Raw genomic sequence first — 15,907 nt, forward strand, 5'->3', positions numbered from 1 at the left:
AATGTCATCCGTTTCACGCCTCACCCCCACCCTGCTCCTTGCCCTTGCCAGCACCACTGCATTCGCCGCCGACAACACCCTGACCGGTGACTGGGGCGGCCTGCGCCACCAGCTCGCGGCAGACGGCATCACCTTCACCGGCGACTACAGCGGCGAGACCGCCTACAACGCCCACGGCGGCCTGCACCGTTCGGCCCGCTACTCGCAGAACCTCAAGCTGGGCGCGCAGTTCGACCTGTCGAAGCTGTACGGCCTGGACAACGGCGGCAAGGTCCAGCTGACCATCAACGACCGCCGCGGCAACAGCGCCTCGGAGGACCTGGTGGGCAACCGCCTGCCGATCCAGGAAAACTACGGCGGTCTCTACACCCGCCTCACCGAACTGAGCTACGAGCGCAACCTGTCGCCTGCGCTGAACCTCAAGCTCGGCTACATGGCCATGGGCAACGACCTCGGCGGGCTGGACAGCGGCATCCTGTGCAACTTCATGAACGCCGGCTTCTGCGGCCACCCGCTGAACATGTCCGGCGGTAGTGGCTGGACCAACTACCCCAACGCACACCTAGGTGCGCGGCTCAAGTACGACCTGGCGCCGGACTGGCAACTGCGCGTGGCGGCGTTCAACGTCGACCCCGAGAGCAACGGCAATTCCAGCCGTGCCTGGCACCTGGGGCCCAAGCACAGCACCGGCACCGTGCTCCCGCTGGAGCTGGTGTACAAGCTGCGTGGCGAGCTGCCGGGCGAGTACAAGGTCGGTTACTACTACGACAGCTCGAACGTGAAACGCATCGGCAGCAGCGAGGAAGTCGCCGGTCGCGGTGGCCATTACCTGCTGGTCGACCAGGCCGTGTGGAACGACCCGGCATTGCCAGGGCGCAGCCTGCACGCCTTCGGCCAGTACTCGGCCTCGAGCAAGGCCGCCTCGCCATTCACCAGGTGGTACGGTGCCGGCGTGGTGCTGTACCAACCGTTCGTGGGCCGGCCTCGGGACACCGTGGCGCTGGGTTACGGGCGCGCAGTGCCGAACCCGCGCAGCCGCGACGTGCTCGAGGCTGCCGCATTCAATGCCGGCCAGCCATTCCCCGACATCGACAGCGCCGAGCAACTGATCGAGCTGAGCTACGGCTACCAGGCCACGCCGTGGCTGAACCTGCGCCCGGACGTGCAGTACATCGTCGAGCCGGGGGCGTTTTCCGGGAAGGACATCGACAACGCGCTGGTGCTCGGCTTGCAGGTCAAGGCGACATTCTGAGCAGCGGGGCCGCCCTGCGGCCCTTTCGCCGGCAAGCCGGCTCCCACACCGACCGCGCAAACCTCAAGCATGAGGGCTGCGCAGCAGGCCCCTACCTGCCCAGCTTTTTCCTCTGCAGCAACCACATATTTACTAATTTCCCCGCCTGCCACCCTGTCTCAGTATCTGCGCACTAAAACAACAAAGAGCGGGGAACTGTCATGAGTGCAAGTGCGTCCGTGCCTGCCAGCGTGCAGCACGATCAAGCCGGCTTTCGCCGGGTCCTGGGGCTGGGATCGCTGCTGGCGGTAGCCGTCGGCCTGGTTGTGTCGCAAGGGGTGATGGTGATGATGCTGCAGGGGGTCGGCGCCGCCGGCCTGGGCTTCATCGTGCCCCTGGGGCTGGCCTACCTGCTGGCCCTGAGCTATGCGTTCTCGTTCTCGGAGCTGGCCCTGCTGGTGCCGCGCGCCGGCAGCCTGTCGAGCTACACCGAGGTGGCGCTGGGGCACTTCCCGGCCATCCTCGCGACCTTCTCCGGCTATGTAGTGGTGGCCATGTTCGCGCTGTCGGCCGAGCTGCTGCTGCTCGACCTGATCGTCGGCAAGGTCTACCCCGGGGTATTCCCGCAGTATTCGGTGGCCTTTGGCGTGCTCGCCCTGTTTACCGGCCTCAACCTCATGGGTATCGACATCTTCGCCAAGCTGCAGAGCGCCATGGCCGTGGTCATGGTCATCGTGCTGCTGATCCTCGGGGTTGCCGCGATCAGCGAAGGACATGCCGAGGGTGTCACCACCACCCTGCTGCAGGGCGACTGGAACCCCATGGGCGCCGGGGTGCTGGCCCTGACCGCCATGGCCGTGTGGGGCTTCGTCGGCGCCGAGTTCGTCTGCTCGCTGGTGGAAGAAACCCGCAAGCCCGAGCGCAACATCCCGCGCTCGATGATCATCGGCCTGACCGTGATCTTCGCCACCATCGGCCTGTACGGTCTGGGCGCGCTGTTTTTGGTACCCCGCGAGGCGCTGGGCAACGATGCCCTGCCCCATTACCTGTTCGCCACCACGGTGTTCGGCAAGACCGGCGAAGTGTTCCTGGTGATCGCCGCGGTCACCGCCACCTGCAGCACCCTCAACACCTCGCTGGCGGCCATCCCGCGCATGCTCTACGGCATGGCTTGCAATGGCCAGGCGTTCCCCCAGTTCAAGCAGCTCAGCCCACGCGCCCGCACACCCTGGGTCGCGGTGCTGTTCGTGGCGGCTATCACCGGGCTGCCGATCCTGCTGATGGGCCAGGACGCGGCGGCGATCAACCTGTTGCTGCTGTCTGCCGCGCTGGCCTGGCTGCTGGCCTACATCATCGTGCACCTGGACGTGATCGCCCTGCGCCGTCGCTACCCGCACCTGGCGCGACCGTTCCGCACACCGTTCTATCCGTTGCCGCAGCTGTTCGGCATCGGCGGCATGCTGTATGCGATCTGGAACGCATCGCCCAGCCCCGAGATGAGCCTGAAGATCTACGGCACCGCCGGGCTGGTGCTGGCGGTGGTTTCACTGATCGCGGTGGTGTGGATCAAAGCGGTGATGAAGAAGCCGTTGTTCAGGCCCGAGCCCTTGCGGCACTGACCGACCATCAAGCCGATGCGCCGCGCCTGGCCCGATAACTGCCCGGGCTCTGTCCGGTCCACTTCTTGAACGCCCGGTGAAACGCGCTGGGCTCCTGGAAGCCGGTGTGCTCGGCGATCTCGGCGATGCTCAGGTGGCCTTCGCGCAGCAGCTCGAAGGCCATTGCCCGGCGCACCTCGTCCTTGATCTGCTGATAGGAGCGCCCTTCGCGCTCCAGCTGGCGGCGAAAGCTGCTGGCGCTGAGCTTCTGCCGGGCGGCCATGGCGTCGAGCGTCGGCCACTGCCCGTAATGCAGGGCGCGCAAATGCCGATAGACCTCCGCCACCCGGCCATTCTGGTTGCGAAAGCGGATCACCAGCCCCTGCGGCGCACTGCGCAGGAAGCCCTTCAGCGCCGTCAGGTCCTGCACCACCGGCAGGCGCAGCCAGGCGCTGTCGAACTCCACCTCGGTGCGCCCGCTGCCCAGGCGCAGGTCCGGCCCCCAGAGCAACGCGTCATCCTCCTGCGCCGGACGCGCCAGGGCCAGCTCGGTACGGTCGATGGCGATGCGCCGGCCGGCCAGCCAGCACAGCAGGCCGATCACCAGCACCAGGTAGGTTTCCTCGGCGTAGACCCGGGTCAGCGGATCGGCGATGGTCGACTGCACGCTGATCACGGTGCGCGCGCCACGCACCGTGACATGGCCGTTCAGGTCGCGCAGGAACAGGGCGAAACTGCCCAGGCACTGGCGCAGCGCCTTGCCCAGGGTCGGCTCCTGGATCAACCCGCGGCAGATCAGGGCGAAGCTGCCCAGGGGCATGCCGTGGCTGTCGAGCTGGAAGAACTCATCGTGCAGCTCGTCGATCAATGCCAGCCACAGCTGGGCGAAGGCCTTGGCCGGCACCCGGGCCAATGGCTCGGCCAGCACCTGCGGGTCGATGCCCACTGCCCGCAGATGGGCGTCGCGCGCCTGGGGCCGGTCACGCAGGGCGTGGACCATGGCATTGAGGAAGTACACCGCGACCGTGTCGCTATCGCGCATGGCAGAAGTCCGCTGTCTATGCTGAGTGGCAAAAAATGCCAGGTTGTCTGAACAGATCCGGCATAGGCCGCCCGCAGGCCTTTGCCTAGACTCGATCCACCCCCGCAGGGTGTGGGCGCCATTCTCGCAGAGCCTCCCGCGCCCCGCCACGCCTTCGAATACGGAGCCCCCATGAGCAGCACAGAAATCTTCGTCGTCAGTGCGGTACGTTCGGCCATCGGCAGCTTCGGCGGTTCGCTCAAGGACCTGCCGCTGGCCGACCTCGCCACCCAGGTCACCCGCGCCGCCATCGAGCGTTCGGGCGTGGCCGCCGAGCAAATCGGCCACGTGGTGATGGGCAACGTGATCCCCACCGAACCACGCGATGCCTACCTGGGCCGGGTTGCGGCAATGAACGCCGGCATTCCCAAGGAAACCCCGGCGTTCAGCGTCAACCGCCTGTGTGGCTCGGGCCTGCAGGCCATCGTCTCGGCTGCCCAGGGCCTGCTGCTGGGTGACAGCGACATCGCCCTGGCCGCCGGCGCCGAAGCCATGAGCCGCGGCCCCTACCTGCTGCCGCAGGCGCGCTGGGGTGCACGCATGGGCGACCTGCAAGGCATCGACTACATGGTCGGCATTCTTCAGGACCCGTTCGAGCACTTCCACATGGGCATCACCGCCGAGAACGTCGCGGCGGCCCATGGCATCAGCCGCGAGATGCAGGATGAGGTCGCCCTGACCAGCCAGCACCGCGCCGCCCGCGCCATCGCCGAAGGTCGCTTCGACGGCCAGATCGTGCCGATCGAGATCAAGACCCGCAAAGGCAGCGTGCAATTCGCCGTGGACGAGAACGTGCGCACCGACGCCAGCGCCGAACAGCTGGCCGGCATGAAGCCGGTGTTCAAGAAGGACGGCACGGTCACCGCCGGCAACGCCAGCAGCATCAACGACGGCGCCGCCGGCCTGGTCCTGGCCACCGGCGACGCCGTGCGCCGCCAGGGCCTCAAGCCGCTGGCGCGGATCGTCGCCTACGCCCACGCCGGCGTGGAACCGGCGCTGATGGGCCTGGGCCCGATCCCGGCGACGCAGAAGGTGCTGGAGAAGGCCGGGCTGAAGGTCAGCGACCTGGACGTGATCGAGTCCAACGAAGCCTTCGCCTCCCAGGCCTGTGCCGTGGCCCGCGCCCTGGGCTTCGACCCGGAAAAGGTCAACCCCAACGGCTCGGGCATTTCCCTCGGCCACCCGGTCGGCGCCACCGGCGCGATCATCGCCACCAAGGCCATCCATGAACTGCACCGCGTCCAGGGCCGCTACGCCCTGGCCACCATGTGCATCGGCGGCGGTCAAGGCATCGCCATCGTCTTCGAACGCGTTTGACAGGAGTCAGCAGCATGAACATCGAACAGATCGCCGTGATCGGCGCAGGCACCATGGGCAACGGCATCGCCCAAGTGTGCGCGCTGGCCGGCTACCAGGTCCTGCTGGTGGACGTTTCCGACGCCGCGCTGGAGCGTGGCGTGGCGACCCTGGGCAAGAACCTCGAGCGCCAGGTCGGCAAGGGCACCATCGACGCCGACAAGGCCAGCGCGGCCAAGGCGCGCATCCGCACCAGCACCGACTACGCCCAACTGGCCAGCGCGCAGCTGGTGATCGAGGCGGCCACCGAAAACCTCGCCCTCAAGCAGCGCATCCTGCAGCAGGTGGCGGCCAACGTCGGCGCCGAGTGCCTGATTGCCACCAACACCTCGTCGCTGTCGGTAACCCAGCTGGCGGCCAGCATCGAGCAGCCGCAGCGCTTCATCGGCGTGCACTTCTTCAACCCGGTACCGATGATGGCGCTGGTCGAGATCATCCGTGGCCTGCAGACCAGCGACGCGACCTATGCCCAGGCATTGCTGGTGACAGAGCGGCTCGGCAAGACCCCGATCACCGCCGGCAACCGCCCGGGCTTCGTGGTCAACCGCATCCTGGTGCCGATGATCAACGAAGCAATCTTCGTGTTCCAGGAAGGCCTGGCCAGCGCCGAAGACATCGACACCGGCATGCGCCTGGGCTGCAACCAGCCGATCGGCCCGCTGGCCCTGGCCGACCTGGTGGGCCTGGACACGCTGCTGGCGATCATGGAGGCCTTCCACGAAGGCTTCAACGACAGCAAGTACCGCCCCGCGCCGCTGCTCAAGGAGATGGTTGCCGCCGGCTACCTGGGGCGCAAGAGCGGCCGCGGCTTCTTCACCTACTAGAGGAACCGCGCCATGGCCCCGGTCACTGCGGCGCTGCGCTGCGCCAATTTCGAGGAGCGGCGCGACCGGGCCATGGCCCTGTTCGCCGAAAAAGGCTTCGGCCAGGTCAGCATGCGTGAGCTGGCGGCGCACGTGGGCTTGACCGCAGGCTCGCTGTACCACCACTTCCCCAGCAAGCAGGACCTTCTGTACGACCTTATCGAGGAGTTGTACGAGGAGCTGCAGGCCACCCTCGACCAAGGCCGCCGGGCGCGGGCCCAGGGCAAGCCGGCGCTGGCCTGCCTGATCGCCGCGCACTGGCAGTTACATGGCGAGCGGCCGTTGCAGTTTCGCCTGGCCGAGCGGGATTTCTGCTGCCTGAGCGAGGACCAGCAGGCACGCCTTGCGGGTTTGCGCGAACGCTACGAAACCGGGCTGCTGCGCCTGATTGCGCCGCAGGCGCGGTTGGCCGGGGAAACCCTGGCAGCCACCGGGCATGTGCTGGCAACGCTGCTTAACCAGTTGCCCGGAATGTTGCGCGGCAAGGGCCTGGGTGAAGCCGAGGGGGTCGGGTTGATGGAAGGTCTGGTGGTGGGCGCCATGGAAAGGACGCTTGGATAGTGTTGTGATCACCCGGGCGACCGCTTCCCAAGCCGCCTACAGACTGACCCCCAACGCCCGGCGCAGTTGCTCGCCACGGGTATCGTCCGCCGCGCTGACCAGGGCAAAGTTGTAATCGCCATGGGACCAGTAGCGAGCCTCCAGCTGGCCGTCGGTGCGCTGGCCGGTAGGCATGCGCTCGAAATGCTCGCCCGGTGAGCGCAGGAACAGGCTGATGCGCTGCCCCTGGCGATCCTCGAACACCAGCAACGCCGCTGGCCCCGCCTCGTTGCTCAACAGCCGCGCCCCCACTGGCTGGAAGCCATAGCCCGCCAGGTCCGGCAGGCGGCCGACGCGGTTGAAGTGAGTGCCCAGCCAGGCCTGCAGGCGTGCCGGGTCGCGAGCCTCGATGTCCAGCGTGCTGGCCTCGGCGAACAGCCTGTGGGCCTGCACCGCGTCGGCCATGGGCAGCATGCCGGCGAACAGCGTTACCTGGCGCGCCTGCCAGCCGCCAAGCCCGCCCAGGCCTACCGCCAGCATCAGCACCGCCGCTGCTGCCAGGCGACGCTGCCGGCGCTGGCGCAGGCGGCGACGCAGCGGCGCCAGGTCAAGGTGCGGATCGCTCGGCCGCTCGCCAAAGCCGGCCAGGGCCGCCCGCAGGCGCCGGGCATCGGCACGCCAGGCCTCGATGCGCACGGCCTCCTGCGGATTGGCGGCCAGCCAGGCCTCCACCTCGGCCCGGCGCGCCGGCTCCAGGCGCTCGTCGACATAGGCGTGCAACTCGTGCTCGGTGGGGATCAGGCGTGTCATTTGAGTCTCCGCAGGGCCGGGGGCGTAGGGCTGCCCTCGGTCAGTTCACGCAGGGCGGCACGGGCACGCGACAGGCGCGACATCACGGTGCCGATGGGGATGCCAAGCGTCTCGGCCGCCTCCTTGTAGCTCAAGCCTTCGACACTGACCAGCAACAGCAATGCCCGCTGCTCGGGCGACAAGCGGGCGAAGGCCTGCAGGTCGGCCTGGGCCAGCACGATGCTCTCGATCTCGCCACCCGCTGGCTCCTCGGCCTGGCCCCGGCCGAACCAGGCCAGCCAGCGCGCGTGCAGGCGCTCGCGGCGCTTGCCGTCGAGGAACAGCCGGTAAAGGATGGTGAACAGCCAAGGGCGCAGGCTGTCGGCATCACGCTGCTGGCCGCGACGACTCAGGGCGCGCTCGACCGTGGCCTGGACCAGGTCGTCGGCGGTACCGGGCTCGCGGGTCAGCCACAGGGCGAAGCGGCGCAGGCGCTGCAGCAGCTCGCGCCATTGTTGGTCGTCCAGGTCATGCATGGTCGGGTTCCGGGGCCCTGCGGGCTGTCAGTGTACAAGGCAGACGCGCGGGCACGGAATCTATTCCCCCGCCGGGAATAAATCGTTTGCCCCTGCGTCGTACCGGTTCATTCCACCTGACCGGACCGTTCCCATGACTACTCCCTTGCACGGCCCCGCCAAGGCCCTGCGCCTGGCCGCCATCGCTGCCACGCTGGCCGCCCTGGGCGCGGGCTTCGCCTACGCCGCCGGCTGGATCGGCGCGCCAAGGCTGACCCCGCAACGCATCATCGACACCTTCGAAGCCCAGGCCGGCCACCACCCCGGCTACCGGAAGAACCATGCCAAGGGCCTGTGTGTCAGCGGTTACTTCCAGGCCAGCGGCCAGGCCGCCTCGCTGTCCAGCGCCCGGGTGTTCAGCCAGCAGAAAGTGCCGGTGATCGGCCGCTTCGCCATCGGCGGCGCCAATCCATTCGCGCCGGACACCGCCATACCGGTGCGCAGCCTGGCGGTGCAGTTGACCAGCGACGACGGCCAGGTCTGGCGCACCGGCATGAACAACCCGCCGGTGCTGGCCGTAAGCACGGTCGAAGGCTTCTATGAACAGGTCCTGGCCGGCGCCCCCGACCCAGCCACCGGCAAACCCGACCCTGCCAGGCTGCAAGCCTTCTTCGCCGCCCACCCGGAGAGCGCGGCGTTTCGCCAATGGGCGGCCAGCTACAAGCCCAGCGACAGTTTCGCCAGCACCGCCTACAACAGCATCAACGCCTTCCGCCTGATCGATGCCAACGGCCAGGCGCACCCGGTGCGCTGGGCACTGGAGCCGCAGGCTGCTTACGCCGCCTTGCCTGCCCAGGTCGACGACAAGCAGTTCCTGCAGCACGACCTGCAGCAACGCCTGGCCCAGGGCCCGCTGCGCTGGACCCTGCGCCTGACCCTGGCCGAGCCCGGCGACCCGGTGGACGACCCTGCCCGGCCCTGGCCCGCCGAACGCCGCAGCCTCGATGCCGGCACCCTGGTCCTGGAGCAGGTCGACGGCCCCGAGCAAGGCGCCTGCCGCGACCTGAACTTCGACCCGCTGATCCTGCCCCACGGCATCGAACCCTCCGCCGACCCGATCCTCGCCGCCCGCTCGGCCGCCTATTCGGTGTCGTTCAACCGCCGCAGCCACGAGTCGCTGACCGAAGGAGCCCGCCCATGAGCGCCACTGCCTTTCACCCCCTGGCCCGGCTGCTGCACTGGCTGATGGCCGTGCTGATCCTGGCCATGCTGTTCATCGGCGTGAGCATGGTCGCCGACCTGTCGCCCCGCCACCCTTGGCTGGTCGAGCTGCACAAGGCCACCGGCCTGGCCCTGCTGGTGCTGGTGGTCCTGCGCATCGTCCTGCGCCTGAGCCTGGCGCACCCGCCGCTGCCTCGCGACCTGCCTCCCCTGCAGCGCCTGGCCGCCGGCGCCTCGCACCTGCTGCTGTATGGGCTGATGCTGGCCATGCCGCTGCTCGGCTGGGCAATGCTCTCGGCAGGCGGCTACCCCCGCCCGCTGCAACTGCCCGCCATCGCCCCCCACGACCTGCAGCTCTACGCCGTGCTGCGTCAGGCCCATGGCTGGGCCGGCTACCTGCTGTTCGCCACGGTGCTCGCGCACCTGGGCGCGGCCTTGGTGCATGGCCTGGTGCGTCGCGACGGCGTCTTGCGTAGCATGTGGCCAGGCCCGTTGCGTCGCGGTGAGTGAGCACCGCCAGGGCTCGACAAATGTAAATAATAATTACTAACATCGGCGCTCATTTCGTCGAACTGCCCTGGACTGCCTTATGAACGTTGCAAAGGACCCTGCCACGCTTGCCCCGGTGAGCAGCCCGCCCAGCACCCTGGACCTGCGCCCGCTGATGCTGGCCAACATGGCCTGCACCATGTCGATGATGGCTTTCGTCGCCCTGATCGGCCCGATCGCCCGCTTGCTGGGCATGGCCACCTGGCAGGCCGGCGCGGCGGTGACCGTGGCCGGCGTGGTCTGGGTGCTGCTGGCCCGGCCCTGGGGGCGCCTGGCCGATCGGCTTGGCCGGCGCCGGGTACTGCTGCTGGGCAGCGGCGGCTTCACCCTGGCCTATTGGGTGCTGTGCCTGTTCATCGACGGCGCGTTGCGCTGGCTGCCGGGCGCGACCCTGGCCTTCTTCGGCCTGATGCTGGCGCGGGGCATGATCGGCGCCTTCTATGCCGCGCTGCCGGTGGGCGGCAACGCGCTGATCGCCGATCACGTCGAGCCGCAACGCCGGGCGCGGGCCATGGCCTCGCTGGGTGCGGCCAACGCGGTCGGCCTGGTGCTGGGCCCGGCCCTGGCCGCACTGCTGTCGCGCTACAGCCTGAGCATGCCGTTCTATGTGCTGTCGCTGCTGCCGGCCACGGCGTTCGTCGTGCTGCTGTTCAAGCTCAAGCCGCAGCCGTTGGCCCAGGCCCATGCGCCCAACCCGGTGCGACTGTCCGACCCGCGCCTGCGCAGGCCTTTGCTGGTGGCCTTCAGCGCCATGTTGAGCATCACCGTGTCGCAGATCGCCGTCGGTTTCTTCGCCCTCGACCGCCTGCAGCTCGAAGCCGGCGCCGCCGCCCAGGCCGCGGGCATCGCCTTGACCAGCGTGGGCGTGGCACTGATGCTGGCCCAGGTGTTCCTGCGCCAGTTGGAATGGCCACCTCTGAAGATGATCAAGGTCGGCGCCTGCGTATCCGGGCTTGGTTTCGCCGCCGCGGCCCTGGCCACCAGCGCGCCGTGGCTTTGGGGTGCGTTCTTCGTCGCCGCGTTCGGCATGGGCTTCGTGTTCCCGGCCTTCTCGGCCCTGGCGGCCAATGCCATGCACGCCAGCGAACAGGGCGCGACGGCTGGTTCGATCGGCGCCGCCCAAGGCATGGGCGCGGTAATCGGACCGCTGGCCGGCGCCCTGGTCTATGCCCTCGATCCGCGCCTGCCGTTCCTGGCCGTGGGCGCCCTGCTGCTGCTGGTCGGGCTGTGGCCGGCAGCGTCTGACCAGCGCCACTGATGCGCACAGCGCGCAAGCGTGCAGAGTGTGTTTTAATGCCTCGCCCATTATTTTTGACACCTCTGCAAACAAGGCGGCTATGGACACGGGGACACGACTCAAACTGGTGCGTGAACGCAACAACCTCTCCCAACGGGAGCTGGCCCGCCGCAGCGGCCTGACCAACTCGACCATCTCGCAGATCGAGCAGAACCGGGTCAGCCCTTCGGTCAGCTCCCTGAAGAAACTGCTCGAAGGGATCCCCATGTCCCTGGCCGAGTTCTTCAGTTTCGATGAGCCGGTGCGCGAGGAACGCTATGTGTTCCGTGGCGGCGAACAGCCCGACCTGGGCCGCAACGGCCTGCGCATGCTGCTGGTCGGCGCCAGCGTCGAAGGTCGGCAGATGCGCATGCTGCGTGAGCTATACGCACCGGGCGCCGACTCCGGCGAGCCGATCGTGCATGCCGAAGGCGAGGAATGCGGCCTGGTCACCCGTGGCACCCTGGAACTGTGGGTCGATGGCCAGGTGAGCATTCTCAATGCCGGCGACGGCTACTACATCCCCACCACCCTGCCCCACAGCTTCAAGAACATCGGCCCCGACGAGGCCGAGATCATCAGCGCCAACACCCCGGCGAACTTCTGACCTGCCATGCCCAGCGTCGCCAGCCGCGAGGCCTACCAGTGCCTGCGTGACGCCGCCCTTGGCGTCCGCCCGCTGGTGACGGTCGCCCGCCTGGGCGGCGGGCAAGTCGAGGTGCTGGTCGAAGGCTGGCGCCTGACCTTGGTGCTGGACAGCGAAGGATTGGCCCACTGCAGCCACTGCCAGTGCCCGGATGGACGGCTGGGCTCACTGGACGATTGGCACCGCTACGGCACCAATCCGGTCGATCACCTGAGCCTTTGGGAACGCAGGCAGATAGAGCGACTGCTTCCAGTCATGCCTGCCTGACCAAGGCCTGCTCGACGAAATCCAGGCGGTCCTGGCCGAAGAACATCTGCCCGTCGACAAAGAACGTCGGCGCCCCGAACAAGCCGCGCTCGACCGCTTCCTCGGTGGCTTTGCGCAAGGCGTCCTTGACCTCGGGCCGGGCGGCCAGCTCATGGAACATCTCGGCCTCGAAGCCACCAGCAGCCAGGGTTTCATCCAGTACCGCGGGATCTGCCAGATTGCGCCCGTGCACGAACAGCCCTTCGAACAACACCTTCAACAGCCCCTCGAAACGCTCTTCGGCAAACAACTGGATGCCGATCAGCCCGCGCATCAGGTTCAGGGTGTTGACCGGGAACCCCGGCGGCAGGGTCAGCGGCACGCCATAGCGATCGGCATAGCGCTTGAGGTCGATGCGCATATAGCGCCCCTTGGCCGGCACCATTACCGGCGAGGCATTGCCGGTGGCCTGGAACACCCCACCCAATAGAATCGGCTTGTACACCAACCGCGCCCCATGACGCGCGCACAGGGCGGGTAGCTGGGTGGACGCCAGGTAGGTGGCAGGGCTGCCCAGGTCCAGGAAGAACTCGACGGTCTTGCTCATGATTCAATCCTTGTATGAGGGTGGGATTTACCAGCGCTCCATCCACGGGCGCAGGTCCAGCTCGAAGGTCCAGGCATCACGCGGTTGCGCATGCAGGAACCAGTAACTGTCGGCGATATGCGCAGGATCGAGGATGCCGTCCTGGTCCTTGAGCGCGTAGCGTTCAGGGAAGCTGTCGCGGATGAAGGCGGTGTCGATGGCACCATCGACCACCACATGGCCGACATGGATGTTTCGCGGCCCCAGTTCCCGCGCCATGCTCTGGGCCAGGGCGCGCAGGCCATGCTTGGCGCCGGCGAAGGCGGCGAAACCGGCCGCGCCGCGGGTGCCAGCGGTGGCACCGGTAAAGAGGATGGTGCCTCGCTCTCGGGTGACCATGCGCCGGGCGACCGCCTGGGCGGTTAGAAAGCCGGCGAAGCAGGCCATTTCCCAGATCTTGAAGTACTTGCGCGGGGTTTCCTCGAGGATGCTGCACGGCACATTGGCGCCGATGTTGAAGACGAACGCCTCGATCGGGCCGATATCGCGCTCGATGGTCTCCACCAGCTCGGCGACCTCCTCTTCCTTGCGCGCATCCGAGCCAAAGCCATGGGCCTGGCCGCCCTCGGCGCGAATCTCGGCGAGCAGCGGCTGCAGCTTCTGCGCCTCGCGCCGGGTCACGCAGGCGATGTAGCCCTCGCGGGCGAAACGCTTGGCAATCTCGCCGCCGGTGGCATCACCTGCCCCGATCACCAGCACGACTTTTTGTTGTTCTGCCATGGACCGCTCCATTGATGAATGATCGTTTAGTAAACGAACGCTATGCTACGATCTGCTCATCGTCAAGCCCACACCACGAGGTTGCGCGCATGCGCTATGCCACCGATCACAAGCAACAGACCCGCGAAAAACTGCTGTCCAGCAGCGGCGCCCTGGCCAAGCGCGGCGGTTTCGCCGCCACTGGCGTGGCCGGGCTGATGAAGGCCATCGGCCTGACCGGCGGCGCCTTCTACAACCACTTCCCGTCCAAGGATGACCTGTTCAGCGAGATCGTCCGCCGCGAACTGGCCAACAGCCCGCTGGCGCGCCTGGTCGAACGTGGCACCGATCGTGCGCGGCTCAAGCGCCTGCTCGACCAGTACCTGAGCCTGGCGCACCTGCACAATGCCGAAGGTGGATGCCCGCTGCCGCCACTGGGGGTGGAGATCGCCCGCGCCGAACGGCCGGTGCGCGAACAGGCCGAACACTGGCTGCTGGAGTTGCACCAGGCCTGGAGCGAAACCCTGGATGACCCCGACCTGGCCTGGGCCTTGCTCAGCCAGTGTGTCGGCGCGCTGGTGGTGGGGCGCATGCTGGCCAGTGAACCGGTGCAGACACAGGTGCTGGACGCCAGCCGCAAGCTGGTCGAGCAGGTCTTCGATGAGGTTCGCTAGCACGCTGCTGGGGTTGCTGATGACCCTGCCCGCCTTCGCCCAGGACAGCTGCCCGACCGGGCAGTACCAGGTCTGCCTGGTGGTGTGCTTCTGCGCGCCCATCGACCCCAACCAAGGAGGCCAAGTGCTGCAGGATGTCGAGCGCATGGCCACCGGCAGCCTGGTGTTCGCCCTGCGCCAGGCCCGCGACGAAGCCACCGCCAATGGCACGCAGCCGATTCCCCTGCATATCCGTGCCCAGCTCGAACCCTGGTACGACTTCGCCGTGCTCGACGCGGCACGTTACCGGGTCGGCAACGAACAGCAGATCAGCGCCGCCAACGCACTACTGCAGAACCCGGACGTCAACGCCGTGACCCTGATCGACACGGTCATCTTCCGCCGCCCCGGCGATGCCGAGGACAACGTGGCGTTGTGGGCCCATGAGCTCAAGCACGTGCAGCAGTATCAGGAGCTGGGCGTCGAGGGCTTCGCCCAGCAGTACACCCGTGACTACCAGGCGCTGGAGGGCCCCGCCTACGAGATCGAGGCCAAGGTGACCAAGGCGTTGCGTGAAAAGGCCGCTGGCGGGCCGCGCTGACTGCGCAATCCTGATGGGTGCCCATGCGTCATGATTGATGATGGCACCCGACATATCATTGCCCGTGATAATAACCTTCGCTCCATTTGATTCGTGCGTCACGCGCAAGACACTCAAACTCCGCCCACTACTAATATCTCGGCGGAGTTCTCCATGGATCACTCACTCAAACCCTTGCGCTTCCCCCTCGCTGCCCTGGCAGTGGTGGTGCTCAGCGCTTGCGGTCGCACCCCCGACGCCGTGCAGGCTCCCGCCGCGCCCAAAGTCAGCGTAGCCAAGGTGATCGAACAGCCGATCAACGAATGGGACGAGTTCACCGGCCGCCTCGAAGCACCGGAAACCGTCGAGGTACGCCCACGGGTGTCCGGCCAGGTCGACCTGGTGGCCTTCACCGAAGGCGCCCAGGTGAAGAAAGGCGACCTGCTGTTCCAGATCGACCCGCGCCCGTTCCAGGCCGAAGTCCGCCGCCTCGAAGCCCAGCTGCAACAAGCCAAGGCCACCGCCATCCGCAGCGCCAACGAAGCCCGCCGTGGCGAGCGCCTGCGTGACAGCAACGCCATCTCCGCGGAACTGGCCGAGTCGCGCACCAGCGCCGCCGCCGAAGCCCGCGCCGGGGTCGACGCGATCCAGGCCCAGCTCGACCTGGCCCGCCTGAACCTGAGCTTCACCCGCGTCACCGCGCCGATCAGCGGCCGGGTCAGCCGCGCCCAGTTCACCGCCGGCAACATCGTCACGGCCGACGTCACCCCGCTGACCAGCGTGGTCTCCACCGACAAGGTCTACGCCTACTTCGACGCCGACGAGCGCGTGTACCTCAAGTACAGCCAGCTGGCCCGCGACGGCCAGCGCGGCCAGAGCACCCCGGTGTACCTGGGCCTGACCAACGAGACCGGCAACCCGCACCTGGGCCAGATGAACTTCGTCGACAACCAGGTCAACCCGCGCACCGGCACCATCCGTGGCCGCGCCGTGTTCGACAACCGCGACGGCCAGTTCACCCCCGGCCTGTACGCGCGCCTGAAGCTGGTCGGCAGCGCCCAGTACGACGCCGTGCTGATCAACGACGAAGCGGTCGGCACCGACCTTGGCAAGAAGTTCGTGCTGGTCATGGACAAGGACAACAAGGCCGCCTACCGCGCCGTGGAACTGGGGCCCAAGCTCGAAGGCCTACGCATCGTGCGCAGCGGCCTGGGCAAGGACGACCGCATCGTGGTCAAGGGCCTGCAGCGCGTGCGCCCTGGCTCGCCGGTCACCCCGGAGGAAACGCCGATGGCCAGCGAGCAGACTCTCGCCGCCCTCGCCCAGCAGCGTCAGGCCCTGGAAGCCAGCAACCCGGCACCGAAGGTTGCCGGCGCCAATGTCAAAGTCGCCAGCGCCCAAGCGCCGCGCGGTTAAGG

General features: G+C 67.7%; 18 protein-coding genes. 13 read left to right on the plus strand and 5 right to left on the minus strand.

Going from position 1 to position 15,907, the window contains the following annotated elements; genetic code table 11:
• Position 1: 1 nt before the first annotated feature.
• Both CCOS191_RS14895 and CCOS191_RS14900 read left to right on the plus strand, forming a co-directional pair.
• Positions 2 to 1,252, plus strand: a complete 1,251-nt coding sequence (locus CCOS191_RS14895) for a carbohydrate porin (RefSeq protein WP_046855880.1) — start codon at positions 2 to 4, stop codon at positions 1,250 to 1,252.
• 200 nt (positions 1,253 to 1,452) lie between these two features.
• Positions 1,453 to 2,850, plus strand: coding sequence for an APC family permease (locus tag CCOS191_RS14900; RefSeq protein WP_046855881.1), 1,398 nt, complete (start codon positions 1,453 to 1,455; stop codon positions 2,848 to 2,850).
• Positions 2,851 to 2,857: 7 nt separating this feature from the next.
• Here the strand turns inward: CCOS191_RS14900 and CCOS191_RS14905 are convergent, their stop codons facing one another.
• A complete protein-coding gene (locus CCOS191_RS14905; protein ID WP_046855882.1) occupies positions 2,858 to 3,871 on the minus strand; it encodes an AraC family transcriptional regulator in 1,014 nt (337 codons plus the stop codon).
• 171 nt (positions 3,872 to 4,042) lie between these two features.
• Between CCOS191_RS14905 and CCOS191_RS14910 the strand changes: the two genes are divergently transcribed.
• Genes CCOS191_RS14910 through CCOS191_RS14920 form a run of 3 tightly spaced genes read left to right on the plus strand, consistent with a single transcriptional unit; the run spans position 4,043 to position 6,690 of the window.
• Complete coding sequence (locus tag CCOS191_RS14910) at positions 4,043 to 5,227, plus strand: acetyl-CoA C-acyltransferase family protein (protein ID WP_046855883.1); 1,185 nt, start codon at positions 4,043 to 4,045, stop codon at positions 5,225 to 5,227.
• A 14-nt stretch (positions 5,228 to 5,241) separates the two neighbouring features.
• On the plus strand, positions 5,242 to 6,090 hold the full coding sequence (locus CCOS191_RS14915; protein ID WP_046855884.1) for a 3-hydroxybutyryl-CoA dehydrogenase: 849 nt from the start codon (positions 5,242 to 5,244) through the stop codon (positions 6,088 to 6,090).
• Between the two features lie 12 nt (positions 6,091 to 6,102).
• Entirely contained in the window at positions 6,103 to 6,690 is a 588-nt protein-coding gene (locus CCOS191_RS14920) for a TetR/AcrR family transcriptional regulator (protein WP_046855885.1), read from the plus strand.
• A 36-nt stretch (positions 6,691 to 6,726) separates the two neighbouring features.
• On the opposite strand, the gene CCOS191_RS14925 is transcribed toward CCOS191_RS14920, so the two are convergent.
• Together CCOS191_RS14925 and CCOS191_RS14930 are read right to left on the minus strand one after the other, a co-directional pair.
• A complete protein-coding gene (locus CCOS191_RS14925) occupies positions 6,727 to 7,479 on the minus strand; it encodes an anti-sigma factor family protein (RefSeq protein ID WP_046855886.1) in 753 nt (250 codons plus the stop codon).
• Entirely contained in the window at positions 7,476 to 7,994 is a 519-nt protein-coding gene (locus CCOS191_RS14930) for a sigma-70 family RNA polymerase sigma factor (RefSeq protein ID WP_046855887.1), read from the minus strand. Before CCOS191_RS14930 ends, CCOS191_RS14925 begins: the two co-directional genes overlap by 4 nt.
• 133 nt (positions 7,995 to 8,127) lie before the next feature.
• Here CCOS191_RS14930 and CCOS191_RS14935 point away from each other — a divergent pair, with 133 nt between their 5' ends.
• The 5 genes from CCOS191_RS14935 (at position 8,128) to CCOS191_RS14955 (ending at position 11,932) form a co-directional block, all read left to right on the plus strand.
• On the plus strand, positions 8,128 to 9,174 hold the full coding sequence (locus CCOS191_RS14935) for a catalase family peroxidase (RefSeq protein WP_046855888.1): 1,047 nt from the start codon (positions 8,128 to 8,130) through the stop codon (positions 9,172 to 9,174).
• Positions 9,171 to 9,704: a cytochrome b gene (locus CCOS191_RS14940; protein WP_046855889.1), complete on the plus strand. Its 534-nt coding sequence runs from the start codon at positions 9,171 to 9,173 to the stop codon at positions 9,702 to 9,704. The genes CCOS191_RS14935 and CCOS191_RS14940 overlap by 4 nt, the downstream gene beginning before the upstream one ends.
• Positions 9,705 to 9,783: 79 nt before the next feature.
• Positions 9,784 to 11,001, plus strand: a complete 1,218-nt coding sequence (locus tag CCOS191_RS14945) for an MFS transporter (protein ID WP_038705951.1) — start codon at positions 9,784 to 9,786, stop codon at positions 10,999 to 11,001.
• Positions 11,002 to 11,080: 79 nt separating this feature from the next.
• Entirely contained in the window at positions 11,081 to 11,626 is a 546-nt protein-coding gene (locus tag CCOS191_RS14950; protein WP_023631327.1) for a cupin domain-containing protein, read from the plus strand.
• A 6-nt stretch (positions 11,627 to 11,632) separates the two neighbouring features.
• The gene (locus tag CCOS191_RS14955; RefSeq protein ID WP_046855890.1) at positions 11,633 to 11,932 is read left to right on the plus strand and encodes a DUF7693 family protein; all 300 of its coding nucleotides are present in this window, start codon (positions 11,633 to 11,635) and stop codon (positions 11,930 to 11,932) included.
• Here the strand turns inward: CCOS191_RS14955 and CCOS191_RS14960 are convergent.
• Positions 11,919 to 12,518: a 2-hydroxychromene-2-carboxylate isomerase gene (locus CCOS191_RS14960; protein WP_046855891.1), complete on the minus strand. Its 600-nt coding sequence runs from the start codon at positions 12,516 to 12,518 to the stop codon at positions 11,919 to 11,921. The genes CCOS191_RS14955 and CCOS191_RS14960 overlap by 14 nt on opposite strands.
• 27 nt (positions 12,519 to 12,545) lie before the next feature.
• Complete coding sequence (locus CCOS191_RS14965) at positions 12,546 to 13,277, minus strand: SDR family oxidoreductase (RefSeq protein WP_046855892.1); 732 nt, start codon at positions 13,275 to 13,277, stop codon at positions 12,546 to 12,548.
• An 89-nt stretch (positions 13,278 to 13,366) separates the two neighbouring features.
• Between CCOS191_RS14965 and CCOS191_RS14970 the strand changes: the two genes are divergently transcribed.
• From CCOS191_RS14970 to mexE, 3 genes are all read left to right on the plus strand, one after another.
• Positions 13,367 to 13,930: a TetR/AcrR family transcriptional regulator gene (locus CCOS191_RS14970; RefSeq protein ID WP_046855893.1), complete on the plus strand. Its 564-nt coding sequence runs from the start codon at positions 13,367 to 13,369 to the stop codon at positions 13,928 to 13,930.
• Positions 13,917 to 14,510 carry an eCIS core domain-containing protein gene (locus tag CCOS191_RS14975; protein WP_046855894.1) on the plus strand — a complete coding sequence of 198 codons (594 nt, stop codon included), beginning with the start codon at positions 13,917 to 13,919 and terminating at the stop codon, positions 14,508 to 14,510. Before CCOS191_RS14970 ends, CCOS191_RS14975 begins: the two co-directional genes overlap by 14 nt.
• A 153-nt stretch (positions 14,511 to 14,663) precedes the next feature.
• Positions 14,664 to 15,905: a multidrug efflux RND transporter periplasmic adaptor subunit MexE gene (mexE, locus tag CCOS191_RS14980; RefSeq protein WP_038705949.1), complete on the plus strand. Its 1,242-nt coding sequence runs from the start codon at positions 14,664 to 14,666 to the stop codon at positions 15,903 to 15,905.
• Positions 15,906 to 15,907: the final 2 nt, after the last annotated feature.

It is taken from the genome of Pseudomonas sp. CCOS 191 (assembly GCF_001007005.1).
In the GTDB taxonomy this organism is placed as follows: Bacteria; Pseudomonadota; Gammaproteobacteria; order Pseudomonadales; family Pseudomonadaceae; genus Aquipseudomonas; species Aquipseudomonas soli.